Source organism: Sphingopyxis solisilvae, from assembly GCF_015475875.1.
In the GTDB taxonomy this organism is placed as follows: Bacteria; Pseudomonadota; Alphaproteobacteria; order Sphingomonadales; family Sphingomonadaceae; genus Sphingopyxis; species Sphingopyxis solisilvae.
The window spans coordinates 61,734-81,862 of sequence record NZ_JADKYM010000002.1 but is presented as its reverse complement, the minus strand read 5'-3'; the positions used below and the strand labels follow the sequence as shown (position 1 = coordinate 81,862).

The 20,129-nt window shown below is 65.0% G+C and carries 20 protein-coding genes; 15 read left to right on the top strand and 5 right to left on the bottom strand.

Features of this window, described 5'->3' with window-relative positions; translation table 11 throughout:
• Window positions 1-77: 77 nt before the first annotated feature.
• From IR187_RS02440 to IR187_RS02430, 3 genes are read left to right on the top strand one after another with little or no spacing between them, the layout of a single operon-like run.
• Entirely contained in the window at window positions 78-689 is a 612-nt protein-coding gene (locus IR187_RS02440) for a DUF4136 domain-containing protein (protein WP_194953116.1), read from the top strand.
• Entirely contained in the window at window positions 686-1,795 is a 1,110-nt protein-coding gene (locus tag IR187_RS02435) for a M14 family metallopeptidase (protein WP_194953115.1), read from the top strand. Before IR187_RS02440 ends, IR187_RS02435 begins: the two co-directional genes overlap by 4 nt.
• Complete coding sequence (locus IR187_RS02430) at window positions 1,792-2,274, top strand: GNAT family N-acetyltransferase (RefSeq protein WP_194953114.1); 483 nt, start codon at window positions 1,792-1,794, stop codon at window positions 2,272-2,274. The genes IR187_RS02435 and IR187_RS02430 overlap by 4 nt, the downstream gene beginning before the upstream one ends.
• 90 nt (window positions 2,275-2,364) lie before the next feature.
• Here the strand turns inward: IR187_RS02430 and IR187_RS02425 are convergent, their stop codons facing one another.
• Window positions 2,365-2,823, bottom strand: coding sequence for an Hsp20 family protein (locus tag IR187_RS02425; protein WP_194953113.1), 459 nt, complete (start codon window positions 2,821-2,823; stop codon window positions 2,365-2,367).
• Window positions 2,824-3,014: 191 nt separating this feature from the next.
• On the opposite strand from IR187_RS02425, the gene gpmA reads away from it, so the two are divergent.
• A complete protein-coding gene (gpmA, locus tag IR187_RS02420; RefSeq protein WP_194953112.1) occupies window positions 3,015-3,701 on the top strand; it encodes a 2,3-diphosphoglycerate-dependent phosphoglycerate mutase in 687 nt (228 codons plus the stop codon).
• Window positions 3,702-3,796: 95 nt separating this feature from the next.
• On the opposite strand, the gene IR187_RS02415 is transcribed toward gpmA, so the two are convergent.
• From IR187_RS02415 to IR187_RS02405, 3 genes are all read right to left on the bottom strand, one after another.
• On the bottom strand, window positions 3,797-5,881 hold the full coding sequence (locus IR187_RS02415; RefSeq protein WP_194953111.1) for a TonB-dependent receptor: 2,085 nt from the start codon (window positions 5,879-5,881) through the stop codon (window positions 3,797-3,799).
• A gap of 131 nt (window positions 5,882-6,012) precedes the next feature.
• Window positions 6,013-6,855 (bottom strand): 2,3,4,5-tetrahydropyridine-2,6-dicarboxylate N-succinyltransferase, encoded by an 843-nt coding sequence (gene dapD / locus IR187_RS02410; RefSeq protein ID WP_194953110.1) that lies wholly within the window; start codon window positions 6,853-6,855, stop codon window positions 6,013-6,015.
• Complete coding sequence (locus IR187_RS02405; RefSeq protein ID WP_194953249.1) at window positions 6,852-7,529, bottom strand: pyrimidine 5'-nucleotidase; 678 nt, start codon at window positions 7,527-7,529, stop codon at window positions 6,852-6,854. Before IR187_RS02405 ends, dapD begins: the two co-directional genes overlap by 4 nt.
• 387 nt (window positions 7,530-7,916) lie before the next feature.
• Between IR187_RS02405 and IR187_RS02400 the strand changes: the two genes are divergently transcribed.
• Both IR187_RS02400 and IR187_RS02395 read left to right on the top strand, forming a co-directional pair.
• Complete coding sequence (locus tag IR187_RS02400) at window positions 7,917-10,085, top strand: S8 family peptidase (protein ID WP_194953109.1); 2,169 nt, start codon at window positions 7,917-7,919, stop codon at window positions 10,083-10,085.
• Window positions 10,086-10,127: 42 nt separating this feature from the next.
• Window positions 10,128-11,429, top strand: a complete 1,302-nt coding sequence (locus IR187_RS02395) for a metal-dependent hydrolase family protein (protein ID WP_194953108.1) — start codon at window positions 10,128-10,130, stop codon at window positions 11,427-11,429.
• A gap of 143 nt (window positions 11,430-11,572) precedes the next feature.
• Here the strand turns inward: IR187_RS02395 and IR187_RS02390 are convergent, their stop codons facing one another.
• Window positions 11,573-12,076, bottom strand: coding sequence for a DNA-deoxyinosine glycosylase (locus tag IR187_RS02390; RefSeq protein ID WP_194953107.1), 504 nt, complete (start codon window positions 12,074-12,076; stop codon window positions 11,573-11,575).
• Window positions 12,077-12,382: 306 nt separating this feature from the next.
• On the opposite strand from IR187_RS02390, the gene rpsL reads away from it, so the two are divergent.
• From rpsL to rplB, 9 genes are all read left to right on the top strand, one after another.
• On the top strand, window positions 12,383-12,754 hold the full coding sequence (gene rpsL, locus IR187_RS02385; RefSeq protein ID WP_058805196.1) for a 30S ribosomal protein S12: 372 nt from the start codon (window positions 12,383-12,385) through the stop codon (window positions 12,752-12,754).
• 73 nt (window positions 12,755-12,827) lie between these two features.
• Window positions 12,828-13,298, top strand: a complete 471-nt coding sequence (rpsG, locus tag IR187_RS02380; RefSeq protein ID WP_194953106.1) for a 30S ribosomal protein S7 — start codon at window positions 12,828-12,830, stop codon at window positions 13,296-13,298.
• A gap of 105 nt (window positions 13,299-13,403) precedes the next feature.
• Window positions 13,404-15,497 carry an elongation factor G gene (gene fusA, locus IR187_RS02375; RefSeq protein WP_194953105.1) on the top strand — a complete coding sequence of 698 codons (2,094 nt, stop codon included), beginning with the start codon at window positions 13,404-13,406 and terminating at the stop codon, window positions 15,495-15,497.
• Window positions 15,498-15,616: 119 nt separating this feature from the next.
• A complete protein-coding gene (gene tuf / locus IR187_RS02370; protein ID WP_194953104.1) occupies window positions 15,617-16,810 on the top strand; it encodes an elongation factor Tu in 1,194 nt (397 codons plus the stop codon).
• A gap of 148 nt (window positions 16,811-16,958) precedes the next feature.
• On the top strand, window positions 16,959-17,270 hold the full coding sequence (rpsJ, locus tag IR187_RS02365; RefSeq protein WP_011543089.1) for a 30S ribosomal protein S10: 312 nt from the start codon (window positions 16,959-16,961) through the stop codon (window positions 17,268-17,270).
• Between the two features lie 295 nt (window positions 17,271-17,565).
• Complete coding sequence (gene rplC / locus IR187_RS02360) at window positions 17,566-18,339, top strand: 50S ribosomal protein L3 (protein WP_194953103.1); 774 nt, start codon at window positions 17,566-17,568, stop codon at window positions 18,337-18,339.
• A 2-nt stretch (window positions 18,340-18,341) separates the two neighbouring features.
• Complete coding sequence (gene rplD, locus IR187_RS02355) at window positions 18,342-18,968, top strand: 50S ribosomal protein L4 (RefSeq protein ID WP_194953102.1); 627 nt, start codon at window positions 18,342-18,344, stop codon at window positions 18,966-18,968.
• Entirely contained in the window at window positions 18,961-19,269 is a 309-nt protein-coding gene (locus IR187_RS02350; protein ID WP_058806667.1) for a 50S ribosomal protein L23, read from the top strand. Before rplD ends, IR187_RS02350 begins: the two co-directional genes overlap by 8 nt.
• A 21-nt stretch (window positions 19,270-19,290) precedes the next feature.
• Complete coding sequence (rplB, locus tag IR187_RS02345; protein ID WP_194953101.1) at window positions 19,291-20,127, top strand: 50S ribosomal protein L2; 837 nt, start codon at window positions 19,291-19,293, stop codon at window positions 20,125-20,127.
• Window positions 20,128-20,129 lie beyond the last annotated feature (2 nt).

Genomic DNA, 20,129 nt, shown 5'->3' with positions numbered 1-20,129 from the left:
CCCTTGGCGGCTTGGCCACCGGGGTTCGCGAAACCCCGTTCATTGCCAAGCCATATTATGTGGCGCATGATAGGGCGATGACGCGTCCTTTTTCCGTCGCCCTGCTCGCTGCAGCGGCGCTTTCGCTGGGTGGCTGCGCCACTGCCGTCCCCCCGGTGGAGGTGACGCGTTTCCACAACGCCGTTCCAGGCTGGGCGCCAGGGACGCGCTATGCCGTTGCGACCACCCCCCTCGACGGGCCTGGCGCGGCGATGCCCTCGCTTGAATGGAACAGCTATCGCGCCGCGGTGGATCAGCAGTTGCAGCGGCTCGGCCTTGTCGCGGCGGGCGCCAACGAGCGCGCACCGTTGCTGGTCCGCGTCTCGTTCGATCGCAGCGAGGAACGCGGCGCTGCGCGGCGGTCGCCGGTGTCGGTCGGGGTGGGCGGTTCGACCGGCAGCTATGGTTCGGGGGTCGGCCTTGGCCTCGGCATCAATCTAGGCGGCGGACCCAAGGCGATGGCCGACTTGCAGCTGGCGGTCCGCATCGACGATTCGGCGAGCGGCCAGGCCTTGTGGGAAGGTCGCGCGCTGACCGCGGTACCGGTCAAGGCACCGGCCGCGCAGCCGTCGCTGGCCGCGGCAAAATTGGCCGAAGCGTTATTCAGGGACTTTCCCGGCGAATCGGGACGCACTATCAGCGTCCCATGACAATCTCCATCAACGCCGCCTTCGACAGCGGCAATATCGTCGTCGACGCGATCGACGGCACGTCGGCCCGCCTGTCGATTCGCAAGGACCGCGAATCGGATTTTTTCCAGTGGTTCCACTTTCGCGTGGCCTGCGCCGTCGGCGACCCGCTCGAGCTGGCGATCACCGGGCTCGACCGCTCCGCCTATCCCGACGGCTGGCCCGGCTATGCCGCCTGCGGCAGTTTCGATCGCGAAAACTGGTTTCGCCTCGACACCAGCTATGAAGCAGGAACCTTGACGATCCGGCACACCGCCGAAAGCCCGATCCTGTGGATCGCCTATTTTGCTCCCTATTCGATGGAGCGCCATCACGATCTGGTCGCCAGCGTCGCCGAGTGCGACGGCGTGACCTATCGCTGTCTCGGGACGAGCCTCGAGGGGCAGCCGATCGACTGCCTCGAAATGGGTAGCGGCCACACCCAGGTCTGGCTCTATGCGCGCCAGCATCCCGGCGAAAGCATGGCCGAATGGTGGATGGAAGGCGCGCTGGAAAAGCTGACCGATCCGGCCGATCCGCACGCGCGATCGCTGTTGAAGAAATGCCGGTTCCACATCGTCCCGAACATGAATCCCGACGGATCGTGCCGCGGCCATCTGCGCACCAATTATGCCGGCGTGAACCTGAACCGCGAATGGGACAATCCGACCGCCGAACGCAGTCCCGAAGTGCTGTGCGTTCTGGGTGCGATGGACGAGACGGGCGTCGACTGGGCGATGGACGTCCACGGCGACGAGGCGATTCCGGCGGTATTCCTTGCGGGTTTTGAAGGCATCCCGTCGCTCAAGCCCGAACAGATGGACAAATATAAGGCGTTCCAGGCGGCGCTGGCGGTGAACACGCCCGATTTCCAGGTCGCGCTCGGCTATGCTGAATCGGCGCCCGGAAAAGCCAATCTGTCGATGTCGACGACGCAGCTTGCCGAACGGTTCGGCGCGGTGTCGATGACGCTCGAAATGCCATTCAAGGACAATGACGACCTGCCCGATCCTGTCGCCGGCTGGTCGCCCGAGCGGTCGAAACTGCTCGCCCACGCCTGCCTCCAGACGCTGGACCAGATGCTGTGACCGCGGGCGCCGGGGAACGGGGCTGGCGGATCGTCAAGGACGATCTGTCGGGCGCCGCGATCCGGGCGCTGCTCGAACAGCATTTCGCAGGCATGCTCGCCAATTCACCGGCGGGCAGTTGTCATTTCCTCGACTTCGATGGTCTCAACGCCCCCGATGTCACCTTCTGGTCGATCCACGAGGGCGACCGGCTCGCCGGATGCGGAGCGCTCAAGATGCTCGATCCGGCGCATGGCGAGATCAAGTCGATGCGCACCGCCGACGCCTTTTTGCGCCGCGGCGTTGCTGCGCGCCTGCTCGACCATATCATTGCCGAAGCGCGGCACCGCGGTGTCGGCCGGCTCAGCCTCGAAACCGGATCGGGCGCGGCGTTCGAACCGGCGATCGCGCTGTACAGCCGCTATGGCTTCGCCGATTGCCCGCCCTTCGCCTGCTATAAGTTCGATCCGTTCAGCCGCTTCATGACGCGCGAAATCTGACACCCGAGAAAAGGGCGGGCGCAAAAACGGGGTCCGAAAGGGACTTCGGACCCCGCGCAAACCCGTCTTCAATCCGGGTCAGGGCGACGCTCAGGCCGCTTTCTTGTTTTCGATCACCGGCTGCGCGCTGCCGCCGATCGCGATCTTGTGCGGCTTCATCGCCTCGGGCACTTCGCGCACCAGATCGATCGTCAGCAGGCCGTCAGCCAGGTCGGCCTCGCTCACCCGCACAAAGTCGGCCAGCTGAAAGCGGCGCTCGAACGCGCGCGTCGCGATGCCGCTGTACAGCAGCTGGCGTCCTTCGCCTTCCGGCGCCGGCGCCTTGCGGCCGCTGACCGTCAGCATGTTCTGCTGCGCCGTGATATCGATTTCGTCGCTCTTGAAACCCGCGACCGCGACGGTGATCCGGAAATGATCGTCGGCGACCTTTTCGATATCGAACGGCGGGTAGTTCTCGGCCCCCGAACCGCTCGTTTCCAGAAAGTCGAACAGGCGGTCGAAACCAACGGTCGAACGGCGATAGGGGGTCCAGTCAAAGCTGTTACGCATGGGTCATTCCTTCCTTTGAACAAGCGAAGCAAAGGGACCGCGGCACCGCGCCGCGATCGCCACCCGGCCCCGTTTTGGCGGCCGGATGACCAAGATTTGGTGGCGCCTGAAACCATTTCAAGGGGGACGTTGGCCTTTGCCCGAAAGCTGGGTTAAGGGGCGGCAAATCCGCTCCAACCGAAGGACGAAACATGCCGCAGCTCATCCTCATCCGTCACGGCCAGTCGCAGTGGAACCTCGAAAACCGCTTCACCGGCTGGTGGGATGTCGACGTCACCGAAAAGGGCGTGGCCGAAGCCTGGGCCGCGGGCGAGCTGATGAAAGCGAAAGGCGTCGCCCCCGACAGCTGTTTCACCTCGGTGCAGACGCGCGCGATCAAGACGCTGAACCTCGCGCTGGAAGCGATGGGGCGGTTGTGGCTCCCCGTCACCAAGGACTGGCGGCTCAACGAACGCCATTATGGCGGGCTGACCGGGCTCGACAAGGCCGAGACCGCGGCCAAGCATGGCGAAGACCAAGTGAAGATCTGGCGTCGCAGCTTCGACATCCCGCCCCCGCCGCTCGACGCCGGATCGCCATGGGATCTGTCGACCGATCCGCGCTACGCCGGCATCGAAATTCCCGCGGCCGAAAGCCTGAAGGACACCATCGAGCGCGTCCTGCCCTATTACCGCAGCGCGATCGTCCCCGAACTCGCCGCGGGCAAAACGGTGCTGATCTCGGCGCACGGCAACAGTCTGCGCGCGCTGGTGAAGCATCTGTCGGGCATTTCGGACGCCGATATCACCGGCCTCGAAATCCCGACCGGCCAGCCCATCGTCTATGATCTCGCCGACGATCTGACGCCGGGCGATCGTTATTATCTCAGCGAACGGTAACAGATTTCGTCATTGCGAGGAGCCGCAGGCGACGCGGCAATCCAGGGTAGCGTAAACCGCCCTGGATTGCGTCGCTTCGCTCGCAATGACGATGCCTATATTGTCCCTGTCACGGTTAGCTGGAAGTACTGGCCGAACCGGCGCAACCGGCTTTCGCTGAATGCGACCGGACCGTCGCGGCGCGCGACAAAGACCGTGCGGTCGAACGCGTCCTTCATCCCGGCCAGGTTGCGGTACGACAGCTTCACGGTGAAGCCCGCGACATCCTTATGCTCGACAAAGGCGGTGACAAAGGCGCCGTCGGTGTAATCCTCTTCGATCGCGCCCAGCCGCAAATTGGCGCTGTAGCGCTCGTCGAAATATCCCGCGCTCCACGCCAGCTGCGACCCCGGAATATCGTGGCGCAGGCTGACGTCGACCAGATATTCCTGCCCGCGGCTCTGGTTCCGCCACGCGCCGGTCAGCGGATCGCGCACCCGATTGCGGCGCCAGGTCAGGTCGCTGTTGATCCGCGCGCCCTTCCACCCGAGCCGGTCGAGTAGCAGCGTCGCCTTCGAACTGATCCGGTACAGATGCGCGGGCGGCAGATTGCCGCGTCCTTCGGTGGTCGGCGACAGCGGGATCTGGTCGACCAGATCCTGGGCATAGGCATAGGCGGCGGCGATCGACGCATTGCCCCATCCCCCCATGTCCTGCACCACTTCCAGTTCGGTCCGGTTGAGGATGGGGGGCACCAGCAACCCGTTGCCGTCATTGCCCTGCCCGTTCGCGACATCGACCGAGCTCGCAAAATCATAAAAGTTGAGCTGGTCGACGCGGCGCTGGAGCTGATAATTGATCGTCGTGCGCGGCGCGACCTTCCACGCCAATGCGAGCTTGCCTTTCGGCCGCACGAAACGGCGCGTCAGCCCGCCCGGCCCCGACGAGCCGAGCTCGCTATATTCGGCGCCCAGATTGATCTGCGCGGTCAGATTGGGCGCGAGCGCCCGGCCCCAGGTCAGCGACGCTTCGCCGCGTTTTTCCTCGACCCTGGTCCGTTCGCCGCCGAAAAGGACGGGCCGAAAGCTGCCGCCGGGATCGAGCACCGCCAGCTCGGCATCGACGTCGAGGATGTTGTACGCGCCTTCCAGCGCGACCTGCCAGTCGGTGCCGCCCGCGCTCCGCCAGCCATATTCGCCGCGCAGGATGGCTTCGCTTTCGTCGGCGGTCTGCCTGAACCGTTCGCCGCTGCGCCCGCCGACCGCGCGGTCGACGATGAAAGTATCGACAAAGGGGCTGTGTTCGAACCGGTACAGGCCGATCAGCTTCAACCGCCCCTTGCCAAGCCCCAGCTCATAGTCGCCGCCGATGTCGTAATTGACTTCGTCCTCGGCAAAGCGGAAATCCTCGTTCACCTGCCCCGTACCGGGCTGCACCGACGTACCGCGGACCCGCTGGTCGATCTGCTGTAGCTGGCCGCCCAGATTGACGTTCCACTTGTCGCCGCCCGGCGTCGTGCGTGCCAGCGCCAGCGCCAGCCGCGGCCGGTCGCCGTAATAGCTCGCAAATTCGTCGCGGACGAACGACAGATTGCCGTCGCTGTCGAACCGTCGTTCGGGGCCCCAATGGCCCTGCCGGTTCGCTTCGTTCTTCAGGCTCAGCGTCACCTGCGTGCCCGACACCTTGCCGGTGGTCGAAATTTCGCCGTTCAGCCAGTTATTCTCCAGCCGCGGGCGCCATTCGGGTTGCCAGCGGATCGTGGTCCGGAATCCGCCCGCCGCGGCGCCCGCGACCAGCACGACATTGGCGACCTGGCCGGTCAGGCCCGGCACGTTCAGGCTCGCGCCGTCGACGATATCGACATAGGCGACTTGCGGTGCGGCGATCCGCTGCAGCGCGCTGCGCGCATCGGTTGATTTGTTGGCGATCCGCTCGCCGTTGATCAGGACATTCTGCGTCGCCTGCCCCAGCCCGCGATCGCCGCCGTTGGTGCCCGTTACGATGACAAACCCGGGCACCTTCTCGACCATGTCGAGCGCGGTCCGCGGTGCAAAGCGGGTAAAATCGGCGGGCGTATAGCGCTGGCCACCGGTCGCCGGTGCGGCGGAATCTGCCGCAATCGGTTCTTCATTCGCCAGCGCCGGTGCGCTGGCCCAGACAGCCGCGATCCCGACCGACAGTTTCCAGGCAATCGCCCGCATAACCCCCCCCCGCACTGGCGCAGTAAAACAAAATTGCGCTGTCGCCTTCATAAGGGACGCTGCCGCGGAACTATGTCACAATATCCACCAACGGCGTACGAGGATCGATCAGCAGACACGCCGACCCGCGATCAATCGCGCAGCAGCTCGTTGATCCCGGTCTTGGCGCGCGTCTTCGCATCGACGCGCTTGACGATCACCGCGCAGTACAGCGACGGGCCGGGCGACCCGTCGGGCAGCGGCTTGCCCGGCAGCGATCCCGGGACGACGACCGCATAGGCGGGGACTTCGCCCATGAACACCTCGCCCGTCGCGCGGTCGATGATCTTGGTCGATGCGCCGAGGTACACACCCATCGACAGCACCGCGCCCTCGCGCACGATCACGCCCTCGGCAACTTCGGCACGCGCGCCGATGAACGCGCCGTCCTCGATCACCACCGGGCCCGCCTGCAGCGGCTCGAGCACCCCGCCGATCCCGGCGCCGCCCGACAGATGGACGTTGGCGCCGATCTGCGCGCAGCTGCCGACGGTGGCCCAGGCGTCGACCATCGACCCTTCGCCGACATAAGCGCCGATGTTGACGAAGCTCGGCATCAGGACAGCGCCCTTGCTGATGAAAGCGCCGCGGCGGACGATCGATCCGGGCACGGCACGGAAACCCGCATCGCGAAATCGGTTTTCGCCCCAGCCAACGAATTTCGAAGGCACCTTGTCCCACCAGGTCGCGCCGCCGGGACCGCCGTCGATCAATTCCATGTCGTTGAGCCGGAACGACAGCAGCACCGCCTTTTTCAGCCACTGGTTGACCTGCCATGTCCCGTCCGCATCGCGCTGTGCTACGCGCAGGCTGCCGTCATCGAGCCCTTCGATCGCGGTTTCGACCGCGTCGCGCACCGCGCCGGCCGTGGTCAGGCCAAGCGTGTCGCGCGCTTCCCACGCGGCGTCGATCGTCGTTTGCAGGTCGGTCGTCATGAAATCCCCCAGGGTGCAGGCAAGCTGTCGAGCCAGTCGGCAAGGTCGCGCACATGAAAATCGACATGATCCGGCAGGTGGTCGCGATGGCCGCTTTCGCTGCCGTTGTCCAGCCACACGGTGGTCATCCCCAGCGCTTTTGCCGGGGTCAGGTTGCGCGCCATGTCCTCGACGAAGACGCTCTTCGCCGGATCGACGCCCAGATGCGCGATCATCATCTCATAGGCGGCGGCCTCGGGCTTCGGCGTGTAGCGCGTGATCCTTATGTCGCAGATGCCGTCGAACAGGTCGGCGATCCCGCGCGCATCGAGCACGCGCGCCGCGTAATCGGCGTCGGCGTTGGTGAAGACCAGCCGGCGACCGGGAAGCCGGGTCAGCGCGTCGCGCAACCGCGCATCGATCGCGATGCGGTCGAGCGCGATATCATGCACATCGACCAGAAAATCCTCGGGATCGACGCTGTGGTGGCGCATCAGCCCCGCCATGGTCGTGCCGTGATCGTGGAAATATTGCTTCTGCACCCGCCGCGCTTGGGCCGCGTCGCAACCCAGCAACCGCATGATGAACGCGCCCATCCGCTCGTCGATCAGGTCGAACAGCCGCGCGTCGGGCGAATAGAGCGTGTTGTCGAGATCGAAGATCCAGCAATCGATATGGTCGAGCGAAACGGACATGGCGGGGCGCCGCATAAAGGCTGGGGTGCGCGGCGGCAAGGCTGACTTGCCGCCGCGGCGACGGGCGGAAAAGTGACGCACCGCCAAACTACCGATTAACCGCAAAGCGCTATGGTCGTCACCGTCGCTGCGCTACAAGGCAGCAATCGGGACAAGGGGAAGGTGATGACCCACAAGCGTCAACGCGGCAGCAAGCGGCGAATCGCGAAACGCCCGCTGCCGCTTCTGTTGGGCCTGACCGCTAGCTTGCTCGCCGGTTGCGGCGGTGGAGGCGGGGCACGGCCCTCGCCGACCCCGGCGCCGCCGTCGGCGCCCGCGCCGACCCCGACCCCAACCCCGACGCCACCCCCTACGCCGCCACCGACGGGCAATTTTAACACCGCGGAGGTGCGGCGATCTGACGGGGTCAATTTCCATGGAGCGATCACCGCTTATCAGGCGGGGGCGACAGGGCAGGGGATTTTGGCGGGCGTTATCGACGACGGAATCGACGAGGACAGCCCCGAATTTGCCGGGCGCATCTCGCCTTTCTCCGCTGACGTCGCGGGATCGCGCGGGATCAACGGTGAAGGCAATCACGGCACCAATGTCGCGCAGGTATTGCTGGGCGCAAAGAATGACGCGGGGACGATGGGTATCGCCTATAACGCCGGGCTGCTCGTTCTGCGCGCCGACCGGCCGGGCAGTTGCGCGACGGAGAATCCCGGCACCGAGGAAAGCGGCTGTCAATTCGCCGGCAGCGCCATCGCCGCCGCGCTCGATCGCGCGGTCACCGCGGGCGCGCGCGTCGTCAACATCTCGCTCGGCGGCGACGATCCGCCGGGCGCGACATTGCGCAGCGCCGTGCAGCGCGCGACCGCCGCCGGGGTGATCATCATCCTGTCGGCGGGCAACGAGGGCGACACGACTGCGAACGGCAACGATCCGAACAATCCGGGGCGTTTTGCGCAGGGGATGCGCGATGCGGGGGGCGGGCTGGTGATCATCGTCGGGTCGGTCGACAGGAACGGCGCCAATTCGCCTTTCAGCAATCGTGCCGGTACCTATTCGGCATCCTATCTGTCGGCGCTGGGCGAAGGCGTGTGCTGCGCGTATGAAAATGGGGTGCTCAAAACGCAGGGCAATTTTGTTTTCCTGCTCAACGGGACAAGCTTTGCCGCCCCGCAGGTCGCCGGCGCGGTCGCGTTGCTGGCGCAAGCGTTTCCGAACCTGTCGAGCCCACAGATCGTCCAGCTCCTCTATCAATCGGCGCGCGACGCCGGGACGGCGGGCGAGGATGCGGTCTTCGGTCGCGGCATCCTCGACATCGCGCGCGCTTTCCAGCCGATGGGCCCGACGACGCTCGCCGGCACCGCGACCGCGGTCGATCTCGGCAGCGCGCTCGGAATGCTCGGCGGGCCGATGGGTGATGCGGGGGCGGGCCGGGCGGGGACGGTGACCGGCTTGGTCACCGACGGCTTCGGCCGCGCCTTCAATGTCGATTTCGGCCAGTCGCTCGCACTGCGCCGACCCGATTTCAAGTTGTCGGGGGCGATCGGCGGGCTGGTCCGCCAGCAAAGCGCCGCCAGCCGCGCGACGGCGCTGTCGCTTGTGACGGCGCCGGGGGCGGGCGGCGGCGATGCGCTGGCCGGCCTGTCGTTCCACGATGCGGCGCGCGCGCGGACGCTGGCCGCATCGGTCGTGACGCGCCTCGACGCGCAAACGCGGATCGGTTTTGCCGCCGGGCGCGGCACGGGGGGCTTGCTGGCGGGCGAGCGCGGCGACAGCGGCCACGCGATGCTGATTGGCGATGGCGCCCACGAAGGCCTGGGTTTCGCCGCGCAGCCGGGGATCGCCGCGATGCTGCGCCGTCGCGTTGCGGGCGGCCATCATGTCACGCTGCTGATGGAGGATGGCTGGGTGTCGGGTGCGCGTTGGCAGGACGATCCGGTACTGCGCTATCGTTCGGGTCGCGACAGCCGCTACCAACGGATCGGCGCCGCGTGGGACGGCCGCTTCGGTGCGGCGCGCGCCGCGCTCGGAGGCAGCTGGCTGCGCGAATCGGACAGCTTGCTCGGCGCGCGCCTCGGCCCGGTTTTCGGCTCCGGCGGCGCGACCAGCCTGGTCGGTGATGCCAGCATCGGCATCGAGCTTGCGGACGGCTGGAATCTGTCGGGCGCCTGGCGCCAGATGTGGACGCTTCCCGATCGCGGCGGGCTGGTTGCGGGCGGGACGCTGTGGTCGTCGGCCTTTTCGCTCGACGTCGCGAGGACCGCGCTGCTTCGTCCCGGCGACCGCGCTGCGCTCCGCTTTGCCCAGCCGATGCGCGTCGCGCGCGGCGGCATCGACCTGATGCTGCCGGTAGCGCACGACTATGCCAGCGGGCGCACCGATTTTGGTCGCCGCAGCTATAATCTTGCGCCGACGGGCCGCGAACTGGTGGTCGAGACAAGCTATGCGGTGCCGCTGTTCGGCGGCGACCTGGTCGCCAACAGCTGGTGGCGCAAGGATCCCGGCCATATCGCCGCCTTGCCCGACGACCGGGGCGCGGCACTGCGCTTTACGATGGGCTTCTGATCGGCTTTAACCGCCCCCGACATCAAATCAGGGGATGCCAGAATGAAACCGATCCATTGCCTTCCGCTCGCGCTGCTCGGCGCCGCGCTGGCCGCGCCGCTCGCCGCGCAGGCGCCCGCGCGCACAGTGATCCACGCCGGGCAATTGTTGGCCGAACCCGGCAAGCCGGTGCGCGGGCCGTCGACGATCGTCGTCGAGGGCGGCAAGATCGTCAGCATCGCCGACGGCCATCAGCCCGCCGAAGCGGGCGCGACGCTGATCGACCTCAGGGACAAATATGTCCTGCCCGGCCTGATCGACAGCCATGTCCATTTGACCAGCGACGCGGGCGGAATTGCCGGGCAGCTGGAGGATGTGACGCTCAGCCCCGCGGCGCAGGCGTTCAATGCCGAGGTCAACGGGATGAAAACGCTGCGTGCCGGTTTCACTACCGTTCGGAATCTCGGTGATGGTGACGGCGCGACGCTTGCCCTCAGGGATGCGATTCTGGCGGGCAAGGTACAGGGGCCGCGCATCGTCGATGCGGGCGCGAGCATTTCGGGCAGCGCGGGGCATATGGATGGTTCGCTTGGCTATCGCGACGAGCTGCGGCCCTTCTTTGCGGGCGCGGGCAATACGTGCAACGGCGCCGACGATTGTCGTCGCGCGGTGCGGCTGCAAATCGGGCGCGGTGCCGACGTGATCAAATTCGCCTCAACCGGCGGGGTCAACAGCCGCATCGGGGCGGGGCTGGGCAAACAGATGTTCGACGATGAAGCGCAGGCGATCGTCGAAACCGCGCGGCTGTTCGGCAAAAAGGTCGCGGTTCACGCGCATGGCGCCGACGGCATCCGCCTCGCGCTGACCGCGGGCGCCGATTCAATCGAACATGGCACGATCCTCGACGAAGCGACGATCAGCCAATGGGCGAAATCGAAAACCTATTATGTCCCGACGCTCTCGACCGTGAACGGGTACAAGGAACGCATCGCCGCGAACCCGGGCGCCTATGAGCCCGATGTGCTGGCCAAGATCAAATGGCGGATCGAAATCACCGGCAAGAGCCTGGAACAGCTGGTGCCGCGCGGGGTGAAGATCGCGTTTGGGACCGATGCCGGGGTATCGAAGCACGGCCGCAACGGCGACGAATTCGAACTGATGGTCCAGCACGGCATGACCCCGGTCGCGGCGCTGAAAGCCGCGACGGTGAACGCCGCCGACCTGCTCGGCCTGTCGGACCAGATCGGCAGCATCGCGCCGGGCAAGAGCGCCGACATCATCGCCGTCGCCAGCGACCCGCTCGCCGATGTGCGGGTGCTGAAAAAGGTCGATTTCGTGATGGCGCGGGGGGAAGTGGTCGATTGACTGAAATTATCCTCCCTGCGGCGAAGCCGTGGGGAGGGGGACCGCGCCCGCAGGGCGTGGTGGAGGGGCAGCGACGTTGGCGTTGTCGCCCCTCCGTCAGCGCTTCGCGCTGCCACCTCCCCATGGCTTCGCCACAGGGAGGATCAGTTGTTGTCCAGCGCCGCGGCCAAGCGCTGCCATTGTTTCCATTTCCCCGCATAGCCGATCGTATTCGCAGCGCTGCTCGACGGCAGGTCGATGACATCGACGCCATCCAGCATCGGCAATTGCCGCCGCCCGATCGCAGCAGCCTTGCCGCCGTTGAACGCGATCATACGCAGGTCGGGCAGGGTGGCGACCAGCGCGGCGAGGTCGTGCGCTTCGGCATCGCGGATCTGCGAGTCGCTGCTTGTGTGCCGCTCGGCGGTGCGGATCACGTCCCACAGGCCGACGCGCGCCGCGCGCAGCGCCGCCAGCCGGTCGTCATAGGACAGCGCCGCGAGCGGCTGGCCGATCACGTCGCCGACCAGCCGCCAGAACTGGTTTGTCGGATGCGCATAATATTGGCGCTCGGCGAGCGACCGCGCGCCGGGCAGGCTGCCGAGGATCAGCAGCCGGGTGTCGCGCGCGACATGGGGCGCGAAGCTGGCGTGACGAAGGGTGGCCATCGGTCACCGATAGCTCGGCGACGGTCGCGCAACAATCTTGCCCGCCTCTTGACCGTCAGGGGAATCGCCGCTAGGGGCCGCGACGATCGAAAGCGGCGCTTAACCGCCTCTTCCGGTTGCAACAGCGCTTGAACATTGCTGGCGCGGATGGAGCCTCCGGAAGATCGCCCTGATCTGCCGGGGTCTTTTGCTGTTACAAGGTTGCCCGTTTTCCGTGGATTTCCGTGGATTTCGGACCGATGCTTCATCCACCGCGGTACAGTAACCGTTCGCTTTGATGGGCGAACACATAAAGGTGAAGCATTCATGCCCACGATCAACCAGCTGGTCCGCAAGGGCCGGACTCCCCAGAAGGTGAAGTCCAAGGTCCCGGCGATGGACGCAAACCCGCAGAAGCGCGGCGTTTGCACCCGTGTCTATACGACGACCCCGAAAAAGCCGAACTCGGCGCTCCGCAAGGTTGCCAAGGTCCGCCTGACCAACAGCCGCGAAGTCATCACCTATATCCCCGGCGAAGGCCACAACCTCCAGGAACACAGCGTCGTGCTGATCCGCGGCGGCCGTGTCCGCGACCTTCCCGGTGTGCGTTACCACGTCCTGCGCGGCGTGCTCGATACGCAGGGTGTGAAGGACCGCAAGCAGAGCCGTTCGAAATACGGCGCGAAGCGTCCGAAGTAAGGACCGCTTTTTCGGCTATTTGATCATCCCGAGCCGCCCATGCGCCGGGATGCTGTTGTAAAAGGAATTACCCATGGCTCGTCGTCGTCGTCCTGAACGCCGCGAAATCCTGCCCGATCCCCGTTTCGGAGATGTCGTGCTGTCGAAATTCATGAACAGCGTCATGCTGGACGGGAAAAAGTCGGTCGCCGAAAACATCGTTTACGGTGCGCTCGAATCGGTCGAAGCCCGTGCGAAGAAGGAACCGCTCGGCGTGTTCCACGAAGCGCTGGCGAACATCCGCCCGAACATCGAAGTGCGCAGCCGCCGCGTCGGCGGTGCGACCTATCAGGTTCCCGTCGAAGTCCGCCCCGATCGTGCGCAGGCGCTCGCGATCCGCTGGCTCATCACCGCCGCGCGCAACCGCAGCGAAACGACGATGGCCGCGCGCCTGTCGGGCGAGCTGCTCGACGCGTCGAACAACCGCGGCAACGCGGTGAAGAAGCGCGAAGACACGCACCGCATGGCCGAAGCCAACCGCGCTTTCAGCCACTATCGCTGGTAATTGCGGCGACGCTCCCCGTGTTACGGGGGCGTCTCGCAATCGCAACAAAACTTCCTATATCGGGGGCGGCCGCAACGGCCTCCCCCAAAGCCCAAGGAAAAGACCATGGCACGCAGCCATCCGCTCGAACGCTATCGCAATTTCGGTATCATGGCGCACATCGACGCCGGCAAGACCACGACGACCGAGCGTATCCTCTATTACACCGGCAAGTCCTACAAGATCGGCGAAGTCCATGACGGCGCCGCGACGATGGACTGGATGGAGCAGGAGCAGGAACGCGGCATCACGATCACGTCGGCCGCGACGACCTGTTTGTGGAAGGCCGATGAAGGCCAGGGTCCGGAACATCGCCTGAACATCATCGACACCCCCGGCCACGTCGACTTCACGATCGAAGTCGAGCGCTCGCTGCGCGTCCTCGACGGCGCGGTCGCTGCATTCGACGGCGTTGCCGGCGTCGAGCCGCAGTCGGAAACCGTGTGGCGTCAGGCGGACAAGTATAAAGTTCCGCGGATGTGCTTCATCAACAAGCTCGACCGCACCGGCGCCAATTTCTATTATTGCGTCCAGACGATCATCGATCGCCTCGGTGCGGTTCCGGCGGTCCTGTACCTCCCCATCGGCGCGGAATCGGACTTCAAGGGTCTCGTCGACCTCGTCAACGAGCGCGCGATCATCTGGAAGGACGAAAGCCTCGGCGCCGAATTCTTCTATGAGGAAATTCCCGCCGACCTCGTCGACAAGGCCGCCGAATATCGCGAAAAGCTCGTCGAGCTCGCCGTCGAACAGGACGACGATGCGATGGAAGCCTATCTCGAAGGCAATCTTCCCGACGTCGCGACGCTGAAGGCGCTGATCCGCAAGGGTACGCTGAATCAGGCGTTCGTCCCCGTGCTGTGTGGTTCGGCGTTCAAGAACAAGGGCGTCCAGACTTTGCTCGACGCGGTCGTCGACTATCTGCCCTCGCCGCTCGACATCGAAGACGTCCAAGGCATCAACCCCGACACCAACGAACCCGATTCGCGCGCGACCGCCGATTCGGCGCCGCTGTCGATGCTCGCGTTCAAGATCATGAACGACCCGTTCGTCGGTTCGCTCACCTTCGCCCGTATCTATTCGGGCACCCTGACCAAGGGCAGCTATCTGAACTCGGTCAAGGACAAGAAGGAAAAGATCGGCCGTATGCTCCTGATGCACGCCAACTCGCGTGAAGACATCGAGGAAGCGTTCGCCGGCGACATCGTCGCGCTCGCGGGCCTCAAGGAAACCACCACCGGGGACACCCTCTGCGCCAGCAACGCGCCGATCATCCTCGAGCGGATGGAATTCCCCGAGCCGGTGATCGAGCTGTCGGTCGAACCGAAGACCAAGGCCGACCAGGAAAAGATGGGCATCGCGCTCAGCCGTCTGGCTGCCGAAGATCCCTCGTTCCGCGTGTCGACCGACCATGAATCGGGCCAGACGATCATCAAGGGCATGGGCGAGCTTCACCTCGACATCCTCGTCGATCGCATGAAGCGCGAGTTCAAGGTCGAAGCGAATGTCGGCGCGCCGCAGGTGGCGTACCGCGAATCGCTCGCGAAGCCGGTCGATGTCGACTATACCCACAAAAAGCAGTCGGGCGGCTCGGGCCAGTTCGGCCGCGTCAAGGTCAGCGTCGCCCCCGGCGAACGCGGCTCGGGCATCACCTTCATCGACGAGATCAAGGGCGGCAACATTCCGCGCGAATATATCCCGTCGGTCGAAAAGGGCATGCGCGAGTCGGCCGAAAACGGCCACATGATCGGCTTCCCGATCATCGACTTCGAAATCCGCCTGACCGACGGCGCCTACCACGACGTCGACTCCTCGGCGCTGGCGTTCGAAATTGCGGGCCGCGCGGCGATGCGCGAAGTGGCGGCGAAGGCCGGCATCAAGCTGCTCGAACCGGTGATGAAGGTCGAAGTCGTGACTCCCGAGGAGTTCATGGGCGACGTCATCGGCGACCTCAACAGCCGCCGTGGCCAGATCCAGGGCACCGACAGCCGGGGCAACGCCCAGGTGGTTGAAGCCATGGTCCCGCTTGCCAATATGTTCGGCTACGTCAACCAGCTGCGGTCCTTCACCCAGGGCCGCGCGCAATACTCGATGCAGTTCTCGCACTATGAAGAAGTGCCGAACAACGTCGCCGAAGAAGTGAAGGCCAAGATGGCCTGACAGGGTTGAAACCGCGCGGGCTTGCACCGCGCGGCAAGACCCTCTAAGGGCGGCGCCTGATTCAGGTAGGCTCCGCCCGGAACTGATCAACCAAACATCGAACAAGAAGGTTCAAACACATGGCAAAGGCTAAATTCGAGCGGAACAAGCCGCACTGCAACATCGGCACCATCGGTCACGTCGACCATGGCAAGACCTCGCTGACCGCAGCGATCACCAAGGTGCTCGCCGAAAACGTCGCGGGCAACGCCGCCGTTGACTTCGCGAACATCGACAAGGCTCCGGAAGAGCGCGAGCGCGGCATCACCATTTCGACCGCGCACGTCGAATATGAAACCGAAGGCCGCCACTATGCGCACGTCGACTGCCCGGGCCACGCCGACTATGTGAAGAACATGATCACCGGTGCCGCCCAGATGGACGGCGCGATCCTGGTGGTGTCGGCCGCTGACGGCCCGATGCCGCAGACCAAGGAGCACATCCTGCTCGCCAAGCAGGTTGGCGTGCCGACCATGGTCGTCTTCCTGAACAAGGTCGACCAGCTGGACGATCCCGAACTTCTCGAACTCGTCGAGCTCGAAATCCGCGAAGAACTGTCGAAGCGCGATTTCGACGGCGACAATATTCCGATCATCCCGGGTTCGGCGCTCGCCGCCCTCGAAGGTCGCGACGACAACATCGGCAAGGACGCGATCCTGAAGCTGATGGCCGCCGTCGACGAATGGATCCCGCAGCCGGAACGTCCGCTCGACAAGCCCTTCCTGATGCCGATCGAAGACGTGTTCTCGATCTCGGGTCGTGGTACGGTTGTCACCGGCCGCGTCGAAACCGGCATCGTCAAGGTGGGTGAAGAAGTCGAAATCGTCGGCATCAAGGACACCAAGAAGACCGTCGTCACCGGCGTCGAAATGTTCCGCAAGCTGCTCGACCAGGGCCAGGCCGGCGATAACATCGGTGCGTTGATCCGCGGCGTCGGTCGTGAAGAAGTCGAGCGTGGCCAGGTTCTGGCGAAGCCCGGCTCGATCACCCCGCACACCGAATTCACTTCGGAAGTGTACGTCCTGTCGAAGGACGAAGGCGGCCGTCACACGCCGTTCTTTGCGAACTATCGTCCGCAGTTCTACTTCCGCACCACCGACGTCACCGGCGAGGTTATCCTCCCCGAGGGCACCGAGATGGTCATGCCGGGCGACAACGTCCAGCTGTCGGTCAAGCTGATCGCCCCGATCGCGATGGACCAGGGTCTGCGCTTCGCCATTCGCGAAGGCGGCCGCACGGTCGGCGCAGGGGTTGTGGCGACGATCACAAAGTAATATAGGGCCGCGAGCCGCCTGATTCGGAAGCGATTCGGGCGGCTCGTAGCTTAAAGATTTTTAATGGCCGGTCCGGCTTCCATGCGGAGGTCGGAGCAGGCCATTTCGGCTCTTTCGCATCGTCAGACGGGATTCGACTGGAACAGTCATGGAAACGCAGAATATTCGCATTCGCCTGAAGGCCTTTGATCACCGCGTGCTCGATCAGGCCACCACCGACATCGCCGACACGGCGCGTCGTACCGGAGCGCTTATTCGCGGCCCGATCCCGCTGCCGACGCGCATTGAAAAATTCACCGTGAACCGCGGCCCGCACATCGACAAAAAGTCGCGCGAGCAGTTCGAGGTGCGTACCCACAAGCGGCTGCTCGACATCGTGCAGCCCACCCCGCAGACCGTCGATGCGCTGATGAAGCTCGACCTTGCCGCGGGCGTGAACGTCGAAATCAAGCTGGCTTAAGCCAGCGCAGCCCCGGCGAAGGTCGGGGTCTCTATCGGCAGCCATTTCGGTGGCTGCATTGTCCGGAGCGATCCGGACCGACGATAGGGTGGATACCGCCGGTTGTTTCTTCGGAAACAGACAGACCGGGCTGCGTCCCCCGTCTCGCCGCTCTCCTTCGGGAAGGCGGCACCTCAGCCCGGACGGGGCGACCATCGAAATTTTGGGCTGGGAGGGTTTCCACCGGGGTTTGCCCCGAGGGAGTCCCACACGCCGTGCGGAATGGTCCGCCCGGCCTCTGTTGAGGAGTATGATCATGCGGACTGGCGTGATCGCGAAGAAAATGGGGATGACCCGCCTGTTTCAGGACGACGGCCGCCACGTGCCCGTCACCGTCCTGAGCCTCGAAGGCTGTCAGGTCGTCTCCGTACGCGAACAGGAACGCGACGGCTATGTGGCCGTCCAGCTCGGTGCCGGCTCGGCGAAGGCGAAGAATGTTGCGAAGCCGCAGCGTGGCGCTTTCGGCAAGGCCGAAGTCGAACCGAAGGCAAAGGTCGTCGAATTCCGCGTCGCTGACGACGCGACGCTCGACGTCGGCGCCGAACTGTCGGCCGACCATTTCGTCGCCGGCCAGATCGTCGACATCCAGGGTGTGACGCAGGGCAAGGGCTTTGCCGGTGCGATGAAGCGCTGGGGTTTCGGCGGTATGCGCGCGACCCACGGTGTTTCGATCAGCCACCGTGCGCATGGTTCGACCGGTAACCGCCAGGATCCGGGCCGCGTCTTCAAGAACAAGAAGATGGCCGGCCACATGGGCGCGCGCAATCGCACCCAGCAGAATCTCGAAATCGTCCGCACCGACGCCGAGCGCGGCCTTCTCTTCGTCAAGGGCTCGGTCCCTGGCTCGAAGGGCGGCTGGCTGCTCGTCCGCGATGCGGTGAAGCTGCCGCGTCACCCCGATGCCCCCTATCCGGCGGGCATCAAGAGCGCGGCCAACACCAACGAAGCCCCGGCTGACGCGCCGGTCGAAACGCCGGTCGAAGAAACCGTCGTCGACACCGCGGCCACCGACGGCGCACAGGAGTCCTGATCATGAAGGTCAAGGTTCAAACCCTCGACGGTAAAGCCGGCACCGACATCGATCTCAATGACGATGTGTTCGGCGTCGATGCCCGTGCCGACATCCTGCACCGCGTCGTTGCCTGGCAGCTCGAAAAGCGCCGCGGTCCGGCGCGTGCCGCGCGCGAGCGCAGCGACGTCGCCCGCACCGGCAAGAAGTTCGGTCGCCAGAAGGGCGGCGGTACCGCGCGTCACGGCGACCGCAAGGCGCCGATCTTCATCGGCGGTGGCAAGGCGCACGGCCCGCGTGCCCGCACCTTTGGCCACGCGCTGAACAAGAAGATCCGCACCCTCGGCCTGAAGATGGCGCTCAGCGACAAGGCGAAGGGCGGCAAGCTCGTCGTTCTCGACACGCTCGAGATCAAGGACGCGAAGACCAAGGCGCTCGCCGGCAAGCTCGGCAAGATGGACCTCGGCAACCGCGCCCTCTTCATCGACGGCGACGCGGTGCACGAAAGCTTCGCGATGGCGTCGGCCAATCTGGTCGGCATCGATGCGCTGCCGGCGATCGGCGCCAATGTCTATGACATCATCCGTGCCGACACGCTGGTCCTGACCCGCGCGGCGGTCGAAAAGCTGGAGGCACGTTGCAATGGCTAAGGCAAAAACCGTCGATGCGCGTCACTATGACGTGATCCTGGCTCCGGTGATCACCGAAAAGTCGACGCTGCTCAGCGAAAATAACGCGGTGGTGTTCAAGGTTGCGAACGATGCGACCAAGCCCGCCATCAAGGCCGCCGTCGAGGCGCTGTTCGATGTCAAGGTAATCGGCGTGAACACGCTCGTCACCAAGGGCAAGACCAAGCGCTGGAAGGGCAAGCCCTACACCCGCAGCGACGTGAAGAAGGCGATCGTTCGCTTGGCCGAAGGCCAGTCGATCGACGTCACCACCGGCGTCTGATTGTAGGAAGAGGCAGGAACAATGGCACTTAAATCCTATAATCCGACCAGCCCCGGACAGCGCGGCCTGATCCTCGTCGACAAGTCGGCGCTGTGGAAGGGCAAGCCCGTCAAGGCGCTGACCGAAGGCAAGCGCAAGACCGGTGGCCGCAACAACAAGGGTCATGTGACCTCGCGCGGCATCGCCGGCGGCCACAAGCAGAAGTACCGCTTCATCGACTTCAAGCGTCGCAAGTGGGACATGCCGGCCACCGTCGAGCGGCTGGAATATGACCCCAACCGCACGGCTTTCATCGCGCTGGTGAAATATGAAGACGGTACGCAGGCCTATATTCTGGCGCCGCAGCGTCTGGCGGTCGGCGACACCATCGTCGCGGGCAAAAAGACCGACGTGAAGCCGGGCAATGCGATGGAATTGTCGCAGATGCCGGTCGGCACGATCGTCCACAATATCGAGATGAAGCCGGGCAAGGGCGGCCAGATCGCCCGTTCGGCTGGCACCTATGCCCAGGTCGTCGGTCGTGACCGCGGCCTCGTCATCGTGCGTCTCGGTTCGGGCGAACAGCGTTATATCCGCGGCGAGTGCATGGGCACGGTCGGTGCGGTGTCGAACCCCGACAACCAGAACACCAACCTTGGCAAGGCCGGTCGCGGCCGCTGGCTCGGCAAGCGTCCGCTGACGCGCGGTGTTGCGAAGAACCCGGTCGATCACCCGCATGGTGGTGGTGAAGGCCGCACATCGGGTGGCCGTCATCCGGTGACCCCGTGGGGCAAGCCGACCAAGGGTGCCCGTACCCGCCACAACAAGTCGACCGACAAGATGATCATCCGGTCGCGTCACGCGAAGAAGAAGAGGTAAGC